We start from the raw sequence: 21,300 nt of genomic DNA, 5'->3' as shown, positions 1-21,300 counted from the left end.
TTTTCTCACTCCCTACAAATCTTTTATTTTCGACAAAATTCGGGCGGTGACAGGCACCGAGTTTGATTCGACAAAATTCGGGTGGTGACAGGCACCGTTTTGGTGGCGCCGTTTTAGGAGCTTAGGTATTGTTTGAGTGAGGCTTCGCAGTTGTATTCGGTTGCTGTTGCTCCTTCTGGTGATACTGTTATTTTCAAGGGTACGATTCCGGCAGTTTTCCATAAGCGGTGGAGCTCGTCAACTTGGTCTTCTTCACCCAGCACAAATGCTATGCCGCAATCACCAGCGCCAGCACCAGACGATTTCCCGCTGCCAGTCACCTCAGCCATCTGGCATAAAGCTTTTAGTTTTGGCGTTTCAATTGATATTCCGGCTTCCTCGCTAACAATCGACAACGCTTTACGATTTTGCGTTAAGCTTGAAATTGCTCCAAGACCATCTCCTTCTTTGAAACTATGAATCAAGCGGGTCACGGCCTGCGTGCTTTCTGCTAGAAAGCGAGCATATGCAGCTTTATTCCAAACTTGAAACTTTTTAAACTCGTTTATTAACGGAGCAGTAGACGCCGCTTCTGCTGTCCAACCAACGCATAGGCTTAATTGGGCTGGTGGCTGTAACGGGTTAATTGATAAACCAGGCCAAGTTTTATTAATTAAATCACTTAGTTTATCGACTTCTAGCGCTTGTGCTAAAACCCATTTAGGTTGATAAGCGGTGTAACAAATCCAACCGCCGTATGTTGAGGCAGCAATATCTACTCCCGAGCCATTTTTTTGCGTCCGTAAATGGGCAAGAGCTGCTAGCTTAAAGATTTGTTCGAGTGTCGGTTGTGAGTTTCTAGGACAATATAAAACGAGCATCGCTGAAATAACTGCTACTGTCACCGCCGCGCTCGAGCCTAATCCGTATTTCTTCCCGGTAGTTGGGTCATTCAGGTCACTTTTAATCGTTAAATGAAACGGCCGAACTGAAATTCCAAGTTCCTTTAAGTATTGATGAGCCACCTCGATGGCGTTTTGAATATATTTCAAACGGGCGTCCCCTCGGTTAAACTGAACAACCCGATTCTTGATTTTCCAAGAAACAGAATGAAGTCCCAACTGCGGCAGCGAAACCTGATTCTGCTTACTTGGCTCGATATAAGCGGAGAGATAGCGATTGACAGCAGCGACAATTGCCTGTTGCTTAGGTTCAAGGACAGAGTATTCACCAGCAATTAATAGTTTACCTGGAACTTTTACCCGATAACTTGAATATGTCATTGCGTTTCACCCCTACAAGTTTTTGAATGTTTTACATTAGATAAGTACTCGACCCCTTGGCCAGGATGGCATATATGAACCTCATGAACAATTGGTACTTTGATCAGGGCGTCAAACACAGCCTGCTCATCCTTTGGCTGGCAAAGAATCTTCACATTCGGTCCAGCATCAATCGTAAAGTAGGCTTGAATCCCCATAGACCGCAGCGTATACACTTCTTGAATGACTTCAAATGTCGCGCTAGTCCAATATGAAAACGGCGGGTTGGCAGCTAGTGTCGTCGCATGCATTTTCAGGGCGTTGGCCTCGGCGACCGTGCCAAGCTTTTCGAAATCTCGGTCCTTAATCGCTTCCTTGGCTGTTTGAAAATCTTGTTCAACGGTCGTCAGCCACCCCGAATAAAACGAGGAGGTCATGACGGTCCGCTTCATTCCGTCTCGACTGGTGATCGCTTTTGGTTTGGATGTAAGTTGCACGGATAGAATGCTCAAATCCCAATCCTTTTCACTAATAATCGGCTTCGCAAATGAATCTGTTCCATCTGGCTTTTCGCCTTTTTGCCATTCTACGAATCCACCATGGATGGAGCGACAAGCAGAACCAGAACCTTGGCGGGCCAATTTTGACAAGTTTTCACCTTCTAAGTTAAGTCCAAGCGCCTTTGAAGCCGCCGCTGTTAACGCCGCAAAGCCAGATGCCGAAGAAGCAAAGCCGGCCGCTGTTGGCACATTGTTGGTCGAATTCACGACGGCACGATATCCTTTTCCTGACAGTTGTCTAATTCGGTCCAGAAACCGGGTAATTTTAGCTAAATCATGTTCGCTTGCAAGTTGATTATTTAAGACAAACACGTCCACGGAGAGACATGAACAGAATTCAACAGTCGTCGTTGTATAGAACTTATCAAGCGTAATCGAAAGGCTGCTGTTCATTGGTAAAAATAAAGATTCATCCCGCTTCCCCCAATACTTAATGAGTGCAATATTTGTATAAGCTCGTGCGGTTGCCTTCATCAATGATCTCACCTTCATTTCCTGCATCTAATTTAAAATACCAAGTATTACTCGCCCCGGCAGTCAGCAACCTATTTGCCAGCGCCTTTGCGTGCGTTGAGCTCTCGGCAAGCGCCAGCACACAACCACCGAGACCTCCTCCAGTAAGCTTTGCGCCAAGTGCACCAGCATTTCGAGCCGCGTCAATCAGATGATTAATGCCAGCATCACTTACACCGATTGCCGTCAGCTCCGCTTGAGCAAAATCTAATAATCTTCCTAAGCGCTTTCGCTCACCCTGTGCCAAGGCAAACCTCACCTCATGCGTAAGCATTTCCAACTGCGCCAAGGATTCTTTTGTTTTTTTCGGATGGTTTATTAAAGCCTTCTTAACATTTGATACGGCCAAATGGGTATCTCCAAACCTTCCAGTGTCGGCAACTACTATATAGAGTGGACGAGCTATATGCAGCGCCTCCATCGGCTTTCCTTTTTGAAACCAAAGAGGTTTAGCACTTGAAGCTGTATACATATCGATGCCACTAGGGTTCCCATGCGCGTATGTTTCAGCGATATGGACAAGCGACATGAGCGTATGATGATCAAGATTTATTTTATAAAAAGCAAATAAGCTTTTGACAATCGCCAGCGCAATCGCAGCACTTGAACCCAGGCCTCGCCCAATTGGAATTGAGGAATGAATCGTAATCAATAAACCAGATTGTTGTTGGTTAAGCATGGTTAACGCTTCAGTGATGCAAGTTGCGATGCCACGCATTTTCATCGAGACATCGGCTAGCGGTCCCTGAAAATAATCACAACTAAACGTTAATGGGCCTCGTATCACCTCTACCGTTGCCCACACTTTAAGCGATGTGAACGGAATAGCAATCGCCGGCATACCATAGACAACTGAATGCTCCCCCAACAAAATCAACTTCCCGTGCGCGCTGCCCATTGAGCATGTTTGAGCTAACTGGATCATTACCTTACATCTCCTACTTAAACGGAATGATTTGTCCCACATTAACCGACTAATTTTTCAATAATCCAAGGTGCAGAATAAAGAACCATGAATTGAACGCCGTAATTTACCCCCAAACGATGAAGCACGCCAGCGACAAGTCCAATTAACAGAACCCCGCCAACATTAATCCAGCCGGCATCCATATAAGAAAGCAATAGCACTAAACTAAAGAACAAGCCTAGGATTGCCTCATGGGGAATTCGTCTAAATACAAATGCACATATTTGCTGGGAGTACTTGATTGTTACAAAATACGTCATTGTTAAGGCAATCACGGCGCCGATGAGCGTAGCCCAAACAAAGCCTGCGTTTGTGAGAATATGATGCATATTATGCTCCAAAGTAAAGACCGGCGGAGCATTAAAGAGGGCATTCGCTGGACCTATCGCCATTGGTGACAGCGGGATTCCTAAAGCAATTAACGGGATTAACGTTCCAGCGATATACGTCGCATTCGCTAATGCCTCCATACAAGCGATGGACAAGCTTGCTTTCTTGACCGGATCTTTGACTTTGCTCGAAAAAACCTCCCCTAAGAAAATCGTCATCCCCACCGGACTCATAATAAAGGTCACAGAGCCAATGAGTGAAGCAAGTGCACTCATCCCCAGCTCCTGTTTGGTTAAAATATTGAACGGATTCGGGATTCCATTTGTGTGTGTTGTTTTATTTAGATGAATCGTTTTCACATCAAATCGTTCTAACTGATCTCTTTTTTCCTTATTTAAAAGTTCAAATAATTTCAAAATGACTGGACCGATGGTAATCCATAAGAAAAACGATACAAACACATTCGTCCCTTCGGCGACAGCTCCAACTCCCCAGTACAAATGACGCAGGCCTTGTATTAAGAGCGCAAACGGTATGATCGTCGTCAGGGCCAGCCATCTATTTTTTGACATAAGTGCTAGAAAAATTGCCCCAAATAGAAACAATGGATTAGCGTATTCTTTGATCACATCAGCGACGGGAATTAAGGCGCTCGCCAATAACAAGCTCACTGGTACAGCAACGATTGTTCCAATCGCCGAGCCGGACGCCATCTTGCGAATGCTTACATCGGACATCCCATGCTTCTTTAAAATCATCGCGTGCTCGACCATCGGCGTTGCCATAACGCCTCCCGGTATCCCCGCTAAAGCAACGGGAATCGAATCGGTTAATTTGCTGGCGACAATCGCTGCGATAAAGAAGGACAAAATCACAGCAGGGTGCAATCCTGATAGCACAAGCGCCAATGTGACTGGGGCGATGGTTGCCGTTTCATCGGTACCAGGTGCGATTCCAATCACAGTGTAAGCTGCTGCAGCAATCAGCGCCGCCGCAATCATTTGAAAAATAACGATTGTATCCACTCTTATGAATCCTCCCTTGTGACTTCATGAATCAATCGTTTTGGTTTGATGATCATACTGCAAAAAATAAAACCGATTAGGGCACCGATTAAGCCAAAAAACAACGGCTTTGGCGCTTGATTTGGCGCAATAAAATATCCCGCTAATGAAGTCGTGCTGCAGATGAATAGCGATAGAATTAAGCTTTTTATTTTCACAAGATCTTCCCAAACCTCAATATGAACTGGTTTGCTTTGATCCGGTTTGGATTCTTGGATTTGCGAAATCGGAACACTCTTTATCTTGGAACCTACCAACAGCATCAACTCCTTTTAAGCGTTTGAGGAAAATCACATTTATTGGGGCTGTGGTTTTGCTATAGGTTAATTATAATGATAATGATTCTCATTATTAATTGACCGTGGTCAAGTTTTTCTATTTTTATAAAATAAGCTGTGTAAAATTTGGATGTTGATTTCCGCTCCAGGCACGTGCGGTTCATGGGGCTAACTGGGAGCCTGTCTAGCTCCAGCGGCTAGGAGCTCGGGGTCATAAGCCAAATCCCGCCAGAGACTAACGTCTCTTGCGCGATTCGTCTTATGCCTGTCGCTCCTGAGCAAGCCGCTTCCGCTTTTCGAACTCCTCGGCGCTTTGCGCCTGTGGTGTCTCCCATGCCAGCTACTCCCATAGGAGTCTACATGCCTGCAACGAAGATCAACGTGCCCAAAAACAACAACATGCATTAACACAGCCATAAAATAAAAAAGCATCTGCTGCTTTTACACAACAGATGCTTCAATGGATTTTTTGTCGTTGGGGTTACGGAAAACGATATTGGTGGTGCTGCTTTCTAAAAATAACCCGAAATATCATGATTATTTTTATAAAGATAATAAGCCTTCTAAGTCTAATATCTCTATTTTTTTATGTTTCTTTTGTTTGATATACCCGATTTCCTCGAATTCATAGAGCTTTCGACTCAACGTCTCCGGTGAGGTTCCTAAATACGATGCTAGATGCTTTCTACTCATCGGTAACATAAACTCTTTTGTTTGGCTGTCTGAATCGATGCATTCAGCTAAAAATTGGGCAATCCGTGTTTCCACTTTCTCCGTCGCAAACCGGGTTGCCTGTTTTTCTGCAATTTCGAGGCGATTCGAAAACTCCGCCAAAAATTTTAAGGATATCGATGGATATTTTAACAGAAATTCATGTAAGTCCGTCCTTTCAATCCGACAAACCTCTGTCTCCTCGATTGCTTCCGCATAGGATTCATGGATGGTTTCATTAAATAAAGCTAGTTCTCCTGTGAAATCGCCAGGGTTTAAAATGCGCACAATCTGTTCTTTTCCAGCCTCGGACAATCTGTAAATCTTAATTTTCCCCTTGTTCACAATATATAATGAGGCAGATTGATTTCCAGCATGGTATACACTTTCGCCTCTACTATAGGAAATAGATTTTGCCGTCGCCATAACTTCTTTCATTTGCTCCTCTTCCAAGTGATTAAATATCGGGACTAGAGATACACACAATTTGGAAGAAGAATCATCACCATGATGAAGACATCGAAAATGATGATGTGTTCCATTACAATCCATTGCTACTACACCTCCTAAGGGGGAAAGGCGGGAAACAGGGGGACGGTTCTTGCGTTTCCCTAATTTTTTACATTTTTATACATGCATACACTTATCATAAAGAAAACCACCATAAATGAAATTGATATAAATCAAAAACAAGGGGGAGCTCTCTTGGCCTCCTGAATTTTTCCATCACCCACTCGAAACAATAGGAAGTTTTGCTCACAAAAAGGCTCCACTAGCGGATGTTAACGCAATTGGAGCCTTTATGTCATTCGACAAAATTCGGGCGGTGACAGGCACCTTGGTGTTGTGGTAATATGAGGCAAATAATTTATTTTAGGATTTTTGTTGGGTGATGAGATGAAACTGAAGAGTCGTGTTAAATATTATCTTCTCCGTTTGTTTCGCTTGAGGGCCGGCACGCATACGATTGCGATGGGATTAACGTTAGGCTTTATCCCGCACTGGTACCCCACTTTCGGTATTGGTGCCATCCTGTCACTTGGCTTAGCTAAATTAGGGAGGGGCAATTTAGTTGCCGCATTTTTGGGAGGAGCACTCGGAACAGCGATATGGCCTTTTTTGTTTTTCCTAAACTACAAAATTGGAAGCCTTTTATTTCACCATTCAACTTCAGTCACAGAATTTAATAATACTGCGGATGTTGCGCATCTTGATTTTTCTCACCTAACCATTCACAACATCGGTTCTGGTGGATTATTGTTTTTTGGAGGAGCACTCGTAAATACACTTCTCTCTTTCCTATTCATCTACCTCACTGTTTATACTCTTTTTAAAAAATATCGATTAAACATTTTAGATAAGCTGAAAGGAAAAAAAGAGACTATCTGAATGAACATGGAACGAGGGGCTTGTTCTCTTTTTACTTAATTTTTCCTAAACATAAAATTGCCTATAAAAGTCAAAACACTTGCCAAACTCAATCATAAGTTTAAATAACAATAAAAGGTCAGGACATAGAAATGTGTTTCTAAAGTGTCCTAACCTTTTTAATGAGTAAGAATAAATTTGACAAAATTCGGGCGGTGACAGGCACCTTATTTAAAATAGCTTGTACCAATACAGTGTCGTATCGATGTTTGGATTATATGTTTGCTTCAATGTGTCCACTCCACCTAGTTTGAAGCCTTGTTTTATGTAATATCTGCACGCTCCAAGATTATCGTCCTGCGCTTCGAGAGAAAATCCGATCAAGTTTCGGTGCTTCGCCCATGTCTCTGCTTGATTCAAAAGCTGCCCGGCAATTCCATTTCTCCGAAACTCTTTTTTCACAGCAATATTTTCGATGTAGCAGAAACGGCTCCAGTCTTTCATAATCCTAATTTGCCCAACACAATGATTGTTTTTATAGGCTAAAAATAATGCCCGCTCCTCGCTGTCGATGTAACGACTCCAATCAAGCTGATCATCAGGAAAACGCACTTCTTTCGTTTCTTCAAAAAGATACTCCTCATAAGACCACACACCATTTTGAAGACTAGGAACCAACCTTCCAAAAACAACAAAGGCATCGTTTGTCTCATAAATATCTTGAATTAACTCCCGCTTTAGCGAAAAAATGCTAAGCCCGTCATTCGCCATGCTTCACCGCTCCCATCCTCTTACCTCTAAGCTGAGCATAACATACTTTTTTACACCTCCGCACAACTACATTCGACAAAATTCGGGTGGTGACAGGCACCTTTTTACAGCTTACTAGTTGAGTGTTATGATAAGGTAAAAATGTCATAATATTCTAATATTCTAGAAACAGAGGTGACAAGATGATTAAAGTGATAGGAGCTATTGTCTTAACTGTTATTATTGCTATTGGGGGTTATTGGGGCTACCAAACATATATCGAAAACAAAGCCGTAGAAACCACGAAGGTACAGGATGAATCAAAACCCAAAGATGACTATCCATCAGAAATCGAGGAAAAGGAACAACAGCCCGTTGACTCTCAAGAGGGTAACACACCCACTGGGGAAGACACATCATCTGCAGATATGAAAATTTCTGAAAAGCATTATAAAGATATGGATTTTTTGCAGTATCCTGAGGTTTCAGGTATGAAAAGTAAATCAGCTGAAAAAAGCATTAATGAGGCCTTAACTAAAGCTGCCGAAAAATCCTACCAAGATTACTTAAATCTCATGAAGGATCAAGAGGCAATCCAAGACGAAGACTATTGTAAAGAAGTGCCAAGTTCATGTCAGTATTCCTATAGCTTGAGTTTTGAAGTGAAATATAACTCTAAAGGCAAACTGAGCATCTTATATTATGATTATCAATACACTGGCGGGGCTCATGGGAACGGATATGTGACCCTTTATAATTTCGATACCAAAACAGGAAAGCTGTATCAATTGGATGATATTCTAACGAGCCCATCCCGTTATTCGGCGGTTAAGGAATATGCGTTTAATTATTTAAGCACCAATGAGGAATATTCTATGTTTGTTAAAAATAGAGATGATTTCACGGTTGATCAAGATACCCAATTTTCATTTGCAGATGATGGAATATATCTAATATTCCAAGAATACGAAGTCGCGTCCTATGCACAAGGTCATCCAGAAATACTGATACCAAGTTCGGTTTATCAATAATTGGAAACAGGGGACGGTTCTTCTGTTTTCCTAAAAATTTCCATCAACTCGAAACACTCAGAAGTTTTACTCACAAAAAGAGGCTGGGACATAAGTATTTCAGCTAAACAAAAAACCGAACTATCATGCGAAATTCCAACTTAGAATTTCCTAATAGTTCGATTTTTTAATTCCTTTTTACTATAGAGCTACCCTGAAATAAATGTGGATTGTATCACACATTAAGTGCAGATTTTTTTGCTTGAGGGTTTGTTAACCCGAATGTTGATTTCCTTCTGTTTGAAAATAAGCGGAAGAATTACGCTTATTTTGGAAAAGACCCATATTTCCCTTATAATAACGGGAGTTTTTCCGCTTATTTCACAAAATTCAATTGATTTTGTCTTTTATGGAGTAGTTAAGCGGAAAATCTACTCTTATTTCAGCTCATTTAGCCCCCTTTACATACAATAAGGGGAAATTCTACTCTTATTTAGATTCTCATACCTACATGGAAACAGGGGACGGTTCTTCTGTTTTCCTAAAAATTTCCATAAAATCGAAACACTCAGAAGTTTTACTCACAAAAAGGCTCCACTAGCGGATGTTTACGCTAGTGGAGCCTTTGCTTTCATTTCAGTCTTTCGACAAAATTCGGGCGGTGACAGGCACCCAATTCGCCATTCGACAAAATTCGGGTGGTGACAGGCACCTTACTCTTCTGGGAGGAAGTTGTCGTCGTTGTGCCAGTCGTCGATAGTGTCTATGCGGTTGATTGGTACGATGTCTCCGTTGCGGATTTCGAATACGCGCCAAACATTTCCTTCTTGATCCAATGGTACATTGTATGTTGCTACTAGAGAATTTCCTTTATATATGCGTACTGTTGCTTCTGAGTTTGAAAGAGCCAAGTTCTCATCATAACGATTTGTATAGTCATGGATAGCATAAGTATAGGTTCCTTCATTTATACGGTTAATAACTGTGACCGTTTCAGGACCATATGAAGTTGTATCATCAATGTCCAGGTTCACTTCATTTTCTTCATCAGAATAAGATTTTTTACTGAAATATACATGGAAACGGCCACCATCGGCAGTAGGTCCAGTGAAATGGGAGTCTAAATCTTCTGGACTTTCACCCCAGGTTAAGACTGCTCGGATTTCTTCTCCAAGTAAACCGTCAGGAGAAATTGTGGCATCTTGGTTACCCTTTGTCTGGCCACCTATAGAAATAATATAGGCAGAAGTTGAAATATATCCCGCACCGCTTATATGCATTGTGTAGTTACCACCTGGCAGATCAACGCTATAGACGCCTGATTCATTTGTCGTTACGGTCTCAACTATTTCACCAAACACGTTATTTTTGCCTTTACGGATATCGATTTTAAGTCTGCTTACAGGATCTCCTGTCAATGCATTAACAACTTTCCCTGTCGCAGTACCAATTCCGCTGTATTCATTACCAACCATTTGTAACTTTGCATTAAACGTCGTTGTATTAGCTTCATCGATACTTACATAAGAGGAATCAGTGATATAGTTCGGATGAGACACGACAACATTATAAATACCTGGTTTTAAACGAACCTCATAAGAGCCATCCTCTTTTGTAACACTCTCTTTAACTAGGACTGACTCATTATAAATCTTCACAGAGGCATCATTAAGTGCTGTGTTACTTACAGCATCGACAACATTTCCGATAAGCGTTCCATGTTCACTTTCAATAACGCCTTCTACAGTTGTTTTTAAAACATATTTTTTATCATTAATTGTTAATTCGTGGCTATTTTGAGCCGTTGCTACCATACGATCCTCTGCATTTGCAATCGCTGAAAAAGAAGAAAGTAGCAGCCCTCCAATAAGAATATAGCTTAGTTCTTTTGGTACGCGCTTTTGACGAATCGCTCTAATCGCTACGACTAGGACAACCATGGACACAAGCAGCAATAAGAAGTAGCCAAGGAAGTTTGTATCATCACCTGTTTGAGGGGCTGCATTGCTTCCTGCTTTTACCTCTTGTTTACCTTTATCACTGCCAGCACCTGGTGTAGCGTCACCTTTAACTTCTGTATTAACCGGCGGTGTTACCTCACCTGCATCAGCAGTTTTTATTTTTGCAGTAAACTCTAGATTTGTCTCACTTTCAGGAGCAATTTCATCTAGGTTCCATGTAATAGTATTATTTTCAACATTTAAATCTTGAGTTACGAGTTCTAATCCTTCAGGAAGAGTACTTTTAACGACAACATCTACTACAGAATCCTCTGATGTATTGGAAATAGCAAGTTTATACTTAATTTCATCTGTTTCAGTGTATTCTTGTTTATCAGTTGTAGTTTCAACTTTTAATGTTGGAAGCTCTTCAGCGTGGGCAACATAATTCTGCTGAAGGAAAAATCCAAATATAAAAGTCAATACAAATAGCATTTTATTAAACTTCTTCATTTTCTTATTCCCCTTCCTTTTCTATTAACTTTGCATGAATAATGATGCGTTCGTCCTCATCGACATTTGTACATGTAGATAACGTTAAAAGCGTATCTTCATAATCCACTTCTGTAGGAACTTTGATGAGAGATTGAGCACTCACAATTTTTATATACTTAGCAAACTCTTCTGCTGTCGAAAAGCTAGTTTTCAGCCACTTTGTATCAGTATCTGTATAAACCGAGAAAATTTCCCATGTATATGTATTGTTAAACAACTCAAAACTTATGTTTTTGTGAATTTCAAAGAATGATTGATTTGTGAACTTACTTAAACTACCAAACATGCTCTTGTCCTTCATATTGTGACCGTACAGAATCGTATTTTTATCCAACTGATCAACAGAATTCCGATAATCTATAAAAATCGAACCAGTTTTATCTCGTTCCTTATTAAAATTATGAGTCAGATAAAAATCATTATTATCTGTTTTCACAACCGGATAATCAATTCTAGTGTCAGCAATGGATATCCAACCTACATATTCATCATTCAATGCAATTAATTCTTTGTTGTTTAGGTTGCTAGTTTGTCGGGCAGGAGCTTTTTGCTTATAGTAAATCTCTCGGATAGCATCGTATTTTTTGTTAGATTCATAATATCCCTTCATTCCATTGAAAATGGAAACCACGGAATAACCAACCCCGCTTAAACCCAATAGTATAAGCAGCAATAAAAAACCTTTCTTAATCGACAAATCACCTCCCTTTACCATAGTGGTAATTCAAGATAGTAAACAAAATTACTAACTGTGTAACACACCACAAAGGTTCAAACGGACTAACGAACGCAAAACATTACACCAATTAACTAATATACCACTATTTTCCTTTTATTCAACAAGAATTTACAAATTTTTGGGAAACAAGGGGACGGTTCTCCCGTTTCCCTAAAAAATTCCATTTTTAAAATCTAACTTACAATAAACCAAATTCAACTAGAAAAAGCAGCACCTTCATACAGAGGATGCTGCTTTCCTTTTTATAAAATTAGACTATCTCCATAATTTACATTGGTTAATCTTGGGTAAAAATTGATACCGTCCCAGCGTTTCCATCAAACATTAAAATCATATTAATGTGCACTCATTTCTTCTGCAATTTCTGCTCCACTTAATTTTGATGAAAAATAAGTTGGCCAATTTTCCATTTCTTTTAGAAGCGTCTCTTGATTTTCATTTCCAAAATAAATGTGATAATGCTCCGCCTTAGTTGGGTAAATACTGTGATCACTGAACTGAATGTATTTTGGCAAACCTTCTACTTCCCCAACTAAATCAAATAAGTACCGAACCCCTCTATTACCAGATTCATAGGTCAAAATTTCATAGCCGTGATACTTATATTCACCCGTTTGACCTTCTCCACTTTTATAAAGGGTCATCTTGTTATCTTTAATTACAATCCGCTCAATGTCCGTCTCATAGCCCACTTTATAATATTGCTTATACTCTTCAAACGTTTTATCTTTCTTAGTTTCTGCCTTTTTCTTTAAGACATTGTCTAATGTCCCATCTAACAGATACGGATAAACTGATTGCCAATCACCTTCCCAATCCGATAATTCTCTATCTTTGACCTCGTCATCCTTAAATATCCCTGAATAAATTTCTTTCTGTTTTTCATCTAAGTGGTTATGGTCATGACTATGTTCAGCACTCTCCGCTGATGCTGATGTTGGTTCAGATTCAGATTCTGAATTTGATTTTTCCTTCGAACTCTTTTCCGAATCAGAACTTGAGCTTGACGATGCCTTTTCTGCTGGTTTGTCTACGCTATCTTGGCAGCCAGTTAATAACACAACACCTATTAAAAAGAACACAAGTATTGCTTGGATAAACCCCTTTTTCATGATAAAACCTCTCCTTTTTCCTTATGTACTGGATTGCAATCATTAAATCGTAATAATTACGATTTACACTTTAACCAATATACTAAAGTGAAAAAATTCTGTCAATGCAAATCGTAATGATTTCGATTTAAATTCCATCCCTAAAAAATTCGACAAAATCCGGGCGGTGACAGGCACCTCTAGGTGGTTTCCCCCAACTTGTTGTATTCTGCTCGAGTTTTATGGACATATGTTCAAAACGGATTATAATTCAAGTCAAAAGGACATATGTCCAAAACAAACTTAATACATCGATTGAGGTGACTGATTTTGCCAAGACCTAGGAAATGGAGACGGGTTTGCTGTTTACCCGAGAATGATCGATTCGGACCGCTTAATGGTAGTAATCAAGGTAATGATTTCGTGATTATGACCGTTGAAGAGTTTGAAACGATTCGTTTAATTGACCTTGAAGGCTTTACTCAGGAAGAATGCGCAGATCAAATGTATATTGCACGAACAACCGTCCAGCGTATTTATACAGATGCACGGAGAAAACTTGCAGAATCTTTGGTGAATGGCAAGCTTTTAACAATTAAAGGTGGCGATTTTAGGCTTTGTAAAGGATTTAATAAACCGTGTGGCTGTGACGAACGTAGGCGTAAGCAAATGTGCAAACCTCAATCTTTTGAGGACGGTCACATGGTTGAACACCATTGCAAACCTCATTCTTTTGAGGACGGTCAAGTGCTCGAAAAACATTGCAAACGCCATTCTTTTGAGAACGGTCAAGTGATTGAACAACATTGCAAACGCCATTCTACTGATGAGAGCCATGTAGTCGAGCACCAATGCAAACGCCATTCACCTGAGGACGTTCACATGCCCGAACACCAATGCAAACGCCATTCTTGCGAGAAAGAAACTGATGTCGAACAAAGCCCTTCACAAAATCAGGAAATGAAATAGAAACAACAACCTGTTAAATCGAGGAGGATTCCTAATGAAAATTGCAGTTCCAGCCGACGTTAATCATGTTGAGTCTGAAGTCGGAAGTTCGTTTGCACGCACACCACATTTTTTTATTTTTAACTCAGATCATAATGATGGCTTTTTTATTGATAACCCTTCAGTCAAAAGCCATGGTGGTGCAGGGATTAAAGCCGCACAATTTTTAATTGACCACCATATCGATGTGCTACTTGCCCCGCGCTGCGGAGAGAATGCGGCTAAAGTATTAAAAGCGGCACAAATGGAAATATACGAAACCAATACTGGTTCAATTAAGGAAAATATTGATGCTTTATTCAATGGAAGGTTAACGGTAATGGAGCAATTTCACAAAGGTTCCCATCATGGAGGCAAATAATATGAAGATTGCTGTTCTTAGTGGAAAAGGTGGCACAGGGAAAACCTTTGTTGCAGTAAATTTAGCAGCAGCATCAGCGGAACCACATTCTGTTTATATAGATTGCGATGTTGAGGAACCAAATGGCCATTTATTTTTTAAGCCCGCAAAAATTAACACGAAGCCCGTTCATATTAAAGTTCCAGTTGTAGATGAGAAACTGTGTAATGCCTGCCGAAAGTGTGTTGATTTTTGCAAATATAATGCGTTAGCTCTTGTCAACGATAAACCCTTTGTTTTTGATGAGATATGTCATTCTTGTGGGGGCTGCTCATTAATTTGTCCGCAAAATGCGATTTCTGAAAGGGATAAAAAGATTGGTGAAATCCAAACAGGAATTTCTGACAATGTAAATGTCATTACGGGAATGTTAGAGCCTGGCCAGGAATCTGGTGTGCCAATAATCAAAACAATGTTAAGTTCTCAAGAAGCAAATCTCGGTCTCACCGTCATCGATTGTCCGCCTGGCAGCGCTTGTACGGTGATGGAAAGTATTAGGGATGCTGATTATTGTATTTTAGTGGCTGAGCCCACATTGTTTGGCGTTCATAATCTAAATATCGTATATGATTTGGTAAAATTTTTCAAAAAGCCGCATGGTGTCGTCATGAATAAATGCTTAGATACAGATAATCCTGTTGAAGTATTTTGCCATAGAAATGATATGAAAATTTTAGCAAAAATTCAATTCAACAAGAAACTTGCTCTAATGAATTCTAAAGCACTAATCGCTGCTAGAGAAGACAACCTGTATCATGATTTATTTGTATCTCTCCTTTATAAAGTCAAGGAGGAGGTGCAAAATGAAGCAATTACTAATTCTTAGTGGCAAAGGCGGAACAGGAAAAACAACGATAGCCAGCGCCTTCATTAAGCTTGCCAAACCTGAGGCATACGCTGATTGTGATGTCGATGCTCCAAATTTACACTTAGTACAAAGTCAAGAAAATATTGCCAATCAGACAAACTTCTATGGAATGCCAAAAGCAGAAATTGATCCGAATCAATGTGTGTATTGTGGTTTTTGTAAAAAATACTGCCGATTTGATGCTATAAAAGCAGATGAATTTTATGAGGTTGATCGTTTATCATGTGAAGGCTGTGGTGTTTGTGAACTAATTTGTCCAGTAGGCGCGATTTCCCTAAAACCTGCTAAAGCAGGAGATTTAATGCTTTACAAGGATGATGATGTCTTTTCAACAGCCCAGTTAACAATGGGCAGCGGGAACTCGGGATTATTGGTATCTGAGGTTAAAAAACAGATGGAAGCTCATGCTCCAAAAGCTAAATTGGCAATTATCGATGGCTCACCAGGGATTGGATGTCCAGTCATCTCTTCCATAAGCGGTGTGGACATGGTATTGATTGTTGCGGAGCCTTCGTTATCTGGCATTAGTGATATGGAACGAATCATCAAAACCGCTTCTAGCTTCCAACCAGAAGTAGCTGTATGTGTAAATAAATATGACATAAACGTTATCAATACTAAAGAAATCGAATTGATTTGCGAAACTAAAAATATACGATTTGTCGGAGCAATCCCCTTTGATATTACGGCAAATCGAGCGGTCAATGCTGGTCAAAGTATTGTTGATATAGATTGTGACGCTGGTCAGGCGACAAAACAAGTTTTCAATAAAGTAATGAAAATGCTTATGAAAGAAGGATTAGAGCAGGACTATGATCATAAAAACTCTGATAGAAAACACTTCCATCTCAGATGATTTCAAAAGTGAACACGGATTAAGCCTTTATATAGAGACGAGCAAGCACAAGCTTCTGTTTGACTTAGGAGCTAGTCCGTTATTTATTGAGAATGCTGCGAAACTAGGAATTGACCTCACCGAAGTCGATACCGTTATTATTTCACACGGTCACTCTGATCATGGTGGCGGGCTTAAGGCGTTTTTAGAAATCAATCATAAGGCAAATATTTATGTAAACCATAAAGCATTTGGCGCCCATTTTTCATTACGCGAGCATGGTAAGAAGGTTTATATCGGCTTAGAAAAAGAATTAATGTCCAACCCTAGCATTATTTTTACAAGTGATTCTTTCTGTATCGATGACGAACTTGAATTATTTTCAAATATTAAAAGAAATAAAGTAACATCGATTAGCAATCGCAATCTATTACGAAAATCTGGTATTTTCTTTGGGTATGACCATTTTGAACATGAACAGAATCTATTAATTAAGGAAAATAACAAAATCACAATTGTAACAGGCTGCGCCCATAATGGCATCGTGAGTATTATCGATCATGTAATTGAAACGGAGAAAAAACATCCAAGCTATGTCGTTGGCGGATTCCATCTATATAATCTACCCGTTTCATTGGTTGAAAAAATCGGTGAGTACCTTTGCAAAACAAAGTCGAACTACTATACCGGTCATTGCACCGGCGTAGATTCGTACAACGCCTTAAAAAACATGTTGGGCGGAAAACTAAACTATATAGCAACTGGCTCAACAGTAACACTTTAGGGGGGACGGAAGGAACAGGTAGGAACAGGGAACAAGGGGACGATTATCCCGTTTACCTAAAAAATTCCATTTTTGAAATCTAACTTGCAATAAACCAAATTCAACTAGAAAAAGCAGCACCTTCAAATGGAGGATGCTGCTTTCCTTTTTATAAAATTATTATTTTTTAAATTTAACTAAATCCATAATACTCCTACCACAAACAAATTCGACAAAATTCGGGCGGTGACAGGCACCTCTAGGTTCTTTACTTAATTAATATTTCTTCAAGGTCATCTAACATTAGGTTAGCAGCTAGAACGCCACCGGCAGTGTTCCAAATAGCATCGCTTACCTCAAAGGCGTTTCTAGTTTTGACTGCATTTAAGTTTTTCCAAAGTGGATCATTTGTCCACTCTTCTGCCGTATTCAATGCTTGTTGGTCACCGTTTGGAGCATATGTGAAGTAGAAGAGATAGTCAGCATCCATTTTAGGAATGACTTCCTTACCAACCTCTATTGCAAGATTACCTAATTTATTATCTGGAGTGAATAGTTCAGCTTGCTGCGCAGCACGTTTAAAACCAATTTCATTGAAAATGACACCGGAAAATGAATCTGTGTAGTAAATACGAGATTTACCAGCCATGAAACGAACAACTGAAACCTCTTTATTTGCTTTATCACCAAGTTTTTCTTTCAAGTCTTCCACTTTCTTATCGTAAGCGGCGAGGACTTCGATACCTTTTTCCTCAAGATTTAATGCTTTTGCATATAACGAAAAATTGTCTTTCCAATCTCCTCTTAATGTTTCAGAAAAAACGGTAGGTGCAATCGCGCTAAGTTGGTCATAAACTGCTTCTTGACGCAACTTGTTCCCAATAATGAGGTCAGGTTTTAAAGTAGCGATTTTCTCTACATTTACTTCACTTTCGACGCCAACTACTTCAACGCCCTTCATGTCGTCTTTAATGTGGTCATACCATGGATCACCTAACCACGATTGAACTGCACCAACAGGTTTTACCCCTAATGCTAACAATGCCTCAGTACCCTCATTTGATAAAATAACAACCTTTTTCGGAGTACCTTTGATAGTGGTTGTACCCATTGCGTGTTCAACTGTATAGGATTTTTCCTCGGTCTTTTTTGTATCTTGTGTTTCTGAGGTTTTATCTTCTGCTCCTCCACATGCTGCTAAAAAGAATAGTGCTAAAACAGAGAAAAGAGTCATGAACATTTTTACTGGTTTCATTGTTAATGTAAAGCCTCCTCGACTAATTGTAATTGATAATCATTTTCATTTGCGAGTTAATCATAAAATGAAAACGAATAAACTGTCAACAGTTAATTGAAAATGATTTTCAATATCATAAAAATTGTGATTAATTTGTGATATAATTGAAAATGATTCTCATATTCATTATATTTATGTTTATAGTATTAACGTTTTTTACGAAAGTCTGCCAATCTTGTATGGTGATTTTCACGAGATTGCTTCAATCATTGTGGGAAGTTGTAGGAAGCCAGTCAAGATGAGGCAACACGGAGACTCGAGCCGCATTGATGCCCATATTTTCATGACAGAGCAAAAATGGGAATCAAAATGCCGCTTTGATGCCCATATTTTCATGACAGAGCAAAAATGGGAATCAAAATGCCGCTTTGATGCCCATATTTTCATGACAGAGCAAAAATGGGAATCAAAATGCCGCTTTGATGCCCATATTTTCATGACTGAGCAAAAATGGGAATCAAAATGCCGCTTTGATGCCCATATTTTCATGACCGAGCAAAAATGGGAATCAAAATGCCGCATTGATGCCCATATTTTCATGACAGAGCAAAAATGGGAATCAAAATGCCGCTTTGATGCCCATATTTTCATGACCGAGCAAAAATGGGAATCAAAATGCCGTATTGATGCCCATATTTTCATGACAGAGCAAAAATAGGAATCAAAGTGCCGCATTGATGCCCATATTTTCATGACAGAGCAAAAATGGGAATCAAAGTGCCGCATTGATGCCCATATTTTCATGACAGAGCAAAAATGGGAATCAAAATGCCGTATTGATGCCCATATTTTCATGACAGAGTAAAAATGGGAATCAAAAGGGTTCTTGGCTCCTCAGTTCCAATCAATAATGCAAAAATCAACAACAAATTTTTACGAAAATAAAGATTCCTAACTACGCTGTTTAAAAAGGATCGCATTATGTCAGAAAGGTAACTTACTATGATGTTAAAAAGTACTTCATTAAAATGGATTGGACTGTTGGTTGCGGTACTCGTGATGATCTTTTTCATGTGTGCCAGTGTCATATTTGGCTATACAGAAACCAACTGGAAAATGGCCCTTGATGCTATCAATCAAAATGATGGTTCGAATGAACATATTATTATTCAAACTGTTAGAATTCCGAGAGCATTAATTGCTTCAGTCGTTGGTGCCAGCTTAGCCATAGCCGGGACCCTCATGCAAACTTTAACGAAAAATCCATTAGCAGAACCTGGATTATTCGGAATTAATGCCGGTGCTGGATTTACTGTTGTTGTGGCAATGACTGTCTTTTCCGTCAATAGTATGCAAGGATTTAGTGCTCTTGCATTTTTGGGCGCTGCGATTGCAGCTGTCGGTGTATATACAATTGGGTCATTCGGTCGAGACGGGTTAACGCCGATGAAGCTAACATTGGCAGGTGCAGCGATGGCAGCTATGTTTTCCTCGTTTACTCAAGGATTATTAGTCTTGGATGAGGCTCTGCTTGATCAAGTTTTATTTTGGTTAGCCGGATCTGTCCAAGGGCGGAAATTAGATACCCTGATATCCGTTCTTCCTTATATTGGAATGGGATTAATTGGTTCTGTGCTTATTGCTGGAAAAATGAACGTCTTGGCAATGGGAGAAGATGTTGCGAAAGGGCTAGGATTAAATACTGTTTTCATAAAAATAACGATAGGAATACTGGTTATTTTATTAGCTGGAGGTTCGGTTGCTGTGGCAGGACCAATCGGCTTCGTTGGAATTGTCATTCCCCACATCGCGCGCTCCATGATGGGCGTTGATCATCGCTGGGTGATTCCATTTTCCGGCATATTAGGGGCGATTTTATTATTAATGGCCGATATCACCGCAAGATATCTATTGATGCCGTCCGAAGTCCCAGTTGGGGTCATGACTGCTATCATTGGAACTCCATTTTTTATCTTCATTGCAAGAAGGGGGTTCAATGGAAAATGAACAAGTATAAAAATTTCCGGCCAATTAACGGCAAATTTTCCGTTTTAATTGATAGGAAAGCCGCATTTATCATATTCTTTCTCACTATTATTGTCTTTGCTGTATTTGTTGTAAGTACTGGCTCAGGAGAAATGAAAGTTAACCCACTTACTGTAATGAAGGTTTTATTCGGTGCAGGCCCAGAAATGGAAACGCTGGTCATTACATCCTTCCGTCTACCGAGAATTATTGTTGCCCTAGCTGTTGGAATTTCTTTAGCGGTAGCTGGTGGCATTTTACAAGGGATGGTCAGAAATCCGCTTGCATCCCCGGATGTTTTAGGGATTACCGGCGGTGCAGCAGTTTCAGTTGTTGGGTTTTTAGTTCTATTTAGTGATAAAAACCATTCGCTTACGGTCAGTATTGCTTGGCTTCCACTGGCTGCTTTTATTGGCGCCGGGATTGTTGCTTTCTTAATTTATTTTCTGGCATGGAAAAATGGTGTCTCCCCCATCAGACTTGTGTTAATTGGGATTGGAATCTCAGCTTTGATGCAGGCTTTTACAACACTTTTAATGGTGATGGGTCCTATTTATCAAGCAAGCCAGGCCAATATTTGGATTACTGGGACTGTATATGGTTCGAATTGGAAAAATGTTTCTATTCTTGTTCCTTGGACTGTCATTTTCCTCATCATCGCCTTTATTGCTGCTAGAATCATCAATATTCAAGAACTGGGAGATGACGTTGCCACCGGTCTAGGTGGAAAAGTTCAAAAACAGCGATTTTTCCTGTTGATGATTAGTACGGCCCTAATTGGAGGAGCTGTGGCATTTGCCGGCGGCATAGGTTTTGTAAGTTTAATGGCACCTCACATGGCCAGACGGTTAGTGGGCTCTTCGTTTGGAGCACTGCTGCCTACATCTGCACTACTAGGTGGAGCACTGGTGATGCTGGCTGATTTAATTGGCCGGACCATGTTTTCGCCATTAGAGGTCCCGGCAGGTGTGTTCACTGCTGGAATCGGTGCCCCCTACTTTATCTATTTACTTTTTAAATCTAAAAATACTTAAATCATAGAGCCCT

Annotated in this window: 22 protein-coding genes; 10 read left to right on the top strand and 12 right to left on the bottom strand. The window is 40.1% G+C overall.

Annotated elements, in window-relative coordinates:
- Window positions 1-113: 113 nt before the first annotated feature.
- From FXW34_RS13600 to FXW34_RS13575, 7 genes are all read right to left on the bottom strand, one after another.
- Window positions 114-1,262, bottom strand: a complete 1,149-nt coding sequence (locus FXW34_RS13600; RefSeq protein ID WP_147534553.1) for a phosphomevalonate kinase — start codon at window positions 1,260-1,262, stop codon at window positions 114-116.
- Window positions 1,259-2,275, bottom strand: coding sequence for a diphosphomevalonate decarboxylase (gene mvaD / locus FXW34_RS13595; RefSeq protein ID WP_147534552.1), 1,017 nt, complete (start codon window positions 2,273-2,275; stop codon window positions 1,259-1,261). The genes FXW34_RS13600 and mvaD overlap by 4 nt, the downstream gene beginning before the upstream one ends.
- A complete protein-coding gene (gene mvk / locus FXW34_RS13590) occupies window positions 2,232-3,239 on the bottom strand; it encodes a mevalonate kinase (RefSeq protein WP_147534551.1) in 1,008 nt (335 codons plus the stop codon). The genes mvaD and mvk overlap by 44 nt, the downstream gene beginning before the upstream one ends.
- A gap of 41 nt (window positions 3,240-3,280) precedes the next feature.
- Window positions 3,281-4,636, bottom strand: coding sequence for a tripartite tricarboxylate transporter permease (locus tag FXW34_RS13585; protein WP_147534550.1), 1,356 nt, complete (start codon window positions 4,634-4,636; stop codon window positions 3,281-3,283).
- A gap of 2 nt (window positions 4,637-4,638) precedes the next feature.
- Window positions 4,639-4,932 carry a hypothetical protein gene (locus FXW34_RS13580; RefSeq protein WP_342780724.1) on the bottom strand — a complete coding sequence of 98 codons (294 nt, stop codon included), beginning with the start codon at window positions 4,930-4,932 and terminating at the stop codon, window positions 4,639-4,641.
- Window positions 4,933-5,150: 218 nt separating this feature from the next.
- Window positions 5,151-5,288 (bottom strand): hypothetical protein, encoded by a 138-nt coding sequence (locus tag FXW34_RS22955; protein WP_187118954.1) that lies wholly within the window; start codon window positions 5,286-5,288, stop codon window positions 5,151-5,153.
- Window positions 5,289-5,496: 208 nt separating this feature from the next.
- Window positions 5,497-6,216, bottom strand: coding sequence for a Crp/Fnr family transcriptional regulator (locus FXW34_RS13575; protein WP_147534549.1), 720 nt, complete (start codon window positions 6,214-6,216; stop codon window positions 5,497-5,499).
- Between the two features lie 345 nt (window positions 6,217-6,561).
- Between FXW34_RS13575 and FXW34_RS13570 the strand changes: the two genes are divergently transcribed.
- Window positions 6,562-7,053, top strand: a complete 492-nt coding sequence (locus FXW34_RS13570; protein ID WP_147534548.1) for a DUF2062 domain-containing protein — start codon at window positions 6,562-6,564, stop codon at window positions 7,051-7,053.
- A 210-nt stretch (window positions 7,054-7,263) separates the two neighbouring features.
- Here the strand turns inward: FXW34_RS13570 and FXW34_RS13565 are convergent, their stop codons facing one another.
- A complete protein-coding gene (locus FXW34_RS13565; RefSeq protein WP_147534547.1) occupies window positions 7,264-7,803 on the bottom strand; it encodes a GNAT family N-acetyltransferase in 540 nt (179 codons plus the stop codon).
- Between the two features lie 182 nt (window positions 7,804-7,985).
- Here FXW34_RS13565 and FXW34_RS13560 point away from each other — a divergent pair, with 182 nt between their 5' ends.
- Complete coding sequence (locus FXW34_RS13560) at window positions 7,986-8,813, top strand: DUF3298 and DUF4163 domain-containing protein (protein ID WP_147534601.1); 828 nt, start codon at window positions 7,986-7,988, stop codon at window positions 8,811-8,813.
- A 692-nt stretch (window positions 8,814-9,505) separates the two neighbouring features.
- Here FXW34_RS13560 and FXW34_RS13555 read toward each other — a convergent pair.
- The 3 genes from FXW34_RS13555 to FXW34_RS13545 form a co-directional block, all read right to left on the bottom strand.
- The gene (locus tag FXW34_RS13555; RefSeq protein ID WP_147534546.1) at window positions 9,506-11,245 is read right to left on the bottom strand and encodes a carboxypeptidase regulatory-like domain-containing protein; all 1,740 of its coding nucleotides are present in this window, start codon (window positions 11,243-11,245) and stop codon (window positions 9,506-9,508) included.
- 4 nt (window positions 11,246-11,249) lie between these two features.
- The gene (gene srtB, locus FXW34_RS13550) at window positions 11,250-11,984 is read right to left on the bottom strand and encodes a class B sortase (RefSeq protein WP_187118953.1); all 735 of its coding nucleotides are present in this window, start codon (window positions 11,982-11,984) and stop codon (window positions 11,250-11,252) included.
- 377 nt (window positions 11,985-12,361) lie between these two features.
- Complete coding sequence (locus tag FXW34_RS13545; RefSeq protein ID WP_147534544.1) at window positions 12,362-13,138, bottom strand: metal-binding protein ZinT; 777 nt, start codon at window positions 13,136-13,138, stop codon at window positions 12,362-12,364.
- Window positions 13,139-13,447: 309 nt separating this feature from the next.
- Here FXW34_RS13545 and FXW34_RS13540 point away from each other — a divergent pair, with 309 nt between their 5' ends.
- The 5 genes from FXW34_RS13540 to FXW34_RS13520 are packed head-to-tail and all read left to right on the top strand — an operon-like array spanning window position 13,448 to window position 17,012.
- Window positions 13,448-14,086: a DUF134 domain-containing protein gene (locus FXW34_RS13540; protein ID WP_147534543.1), complete on the top strand. Its 639-nt coding sequence runs from the start codon at window positions 13,448-13,450 to the stop codon at window positions 14,084-14,086.
- A gap of 34 nt (window positions 14,087-14,120) precedes the next feature.
- A complete protein-coding gene (locus FXW34_RS13535; RefSeq protein ID WP_147534542.1) occupies window positions 14,121-14,486 on the top strand; it encodes a NifB/NifX family molybdenum-iron cluster-binding protein in 366 nt (121 codons plus the stop codon).
- Window position 14,487: 1 nt separating this feature from the next.
- A complete protein-coding gene (locus FXW34_RS13530; protein ID WP_147534541.1) occupies window positions 14,488-15,351 on the top strand; it encodes a nucleotide-binding protein in 864 nt (287 codons plus the stop codon).
- Window positions 15,329-16,249, top strand: coding sequence for an ATP-binding protein (locus FXW34_RS13525; protein WP_147534540.1), 921 nt, complete (start codon window positions 15,329-15,331; stop codon window positions 16,247-16,249). Before FXW34_RS13530 ends, FXW34_RS13525 begins: the two co-directional genes overlap by 23 nt.
- The gene (locus FXW34_RS13520) at window positions 16,206-17,012 is read left to right on the top strand and encodes an MBL fold metallo-hydrolase (RefSeq protein ID WP_147534539.1); all 807 of its coding nucleotides are present in this window, start codon (window positions 16,206-16,208) and stop codon (window positions 17,010-17,012) included. The genes FXW34_RS13525 and FXW34_RS13520 overlap by 44 nt, the downstream gene beginning before the upstream one ends.
- Window positions 17,013-17,259: 247 nt before the next feature.
- Here FXW34_RS13520 and FXW34_RS13515 read toward each other — a convergent pair whose 3' ends face one another.
- The gene (locus tag FXW34_RS13515) at window positions 17,260-18,246 is read right to left on the bottom strand and encodes an ABC transporter substrate-binding protein (protein WP_147534538.1); all 987 of its coding nucleotides are present in this window, start codon (window positions 18,244-18,246) and stop codon (window positions 17,260-17,262) included.
- 280 nt (window positions 18,247-18,526) lie between these two features.
- Between FXW34_RS13515 and FXW34_RS13510 the strand changes: the two genes are divergently transcribed.
- The 3 genes from FXW34_RS13510 (at window position 18,527) to FXW34_RS13500 (ending at window position 21,287) form a co-directional block, all read left to right on the top strand.
- Window positions 18,527-18,946, top strand: a complete 420-nt coding sequence (locus tag FXW34_RS13510; protein WP_147534537.1) for a hypothetical protein — start codon at window positions 18,527-18,529, stop codon at window positions 18,944-18,946.
- A gap of 284 nt (window positions 18,947-19,230) precedes the next feature.
- Window positions 19,231-20,235 carry a FecCD family ABC transporter permease gene (locus tag FXW34_RS13505; RefSeq protein ID WP_147534536.1) on the top strand — a complete coding sequence of 335 codons (1,005 nt, stop codon included), beginning with the start codon at window positions 19,231-19,233 and terminating at the stop codon, window positions 20,233-20,235.
- Window positions 20,232-21,287, top strand: a complete 1,056-nt coding sequence (locus FXW34_RS13500; RefSeq protein WP_147534535.1) for a FecCD family ABC transporter permease — start codon at window positions 20,232-20,234, stop codon at window positions 21,285-21,287. Before FXW34_RS13505 ends, FXW34_RS13500 begins: the two co-directional genes overlap by 4 nt.
- The last annotated feature ends 13 nt before the right edge of the window (window positions 21,288-21,300 follow it).

Origin of the sequence: Bacillus marasmi (assembly GCF_902168435.1) — a bacterium.
Lineage (GTDB): Bacteria > Bacillota > Bacilli > Bacillales > Cytobacillaceae > Bacillus_BU > Bacillus_BU marasmi.
Note: the sequence above shows the minus strand (reverse complement) of the source record. Positions and strands in the feature narration are given on the sequence as shown.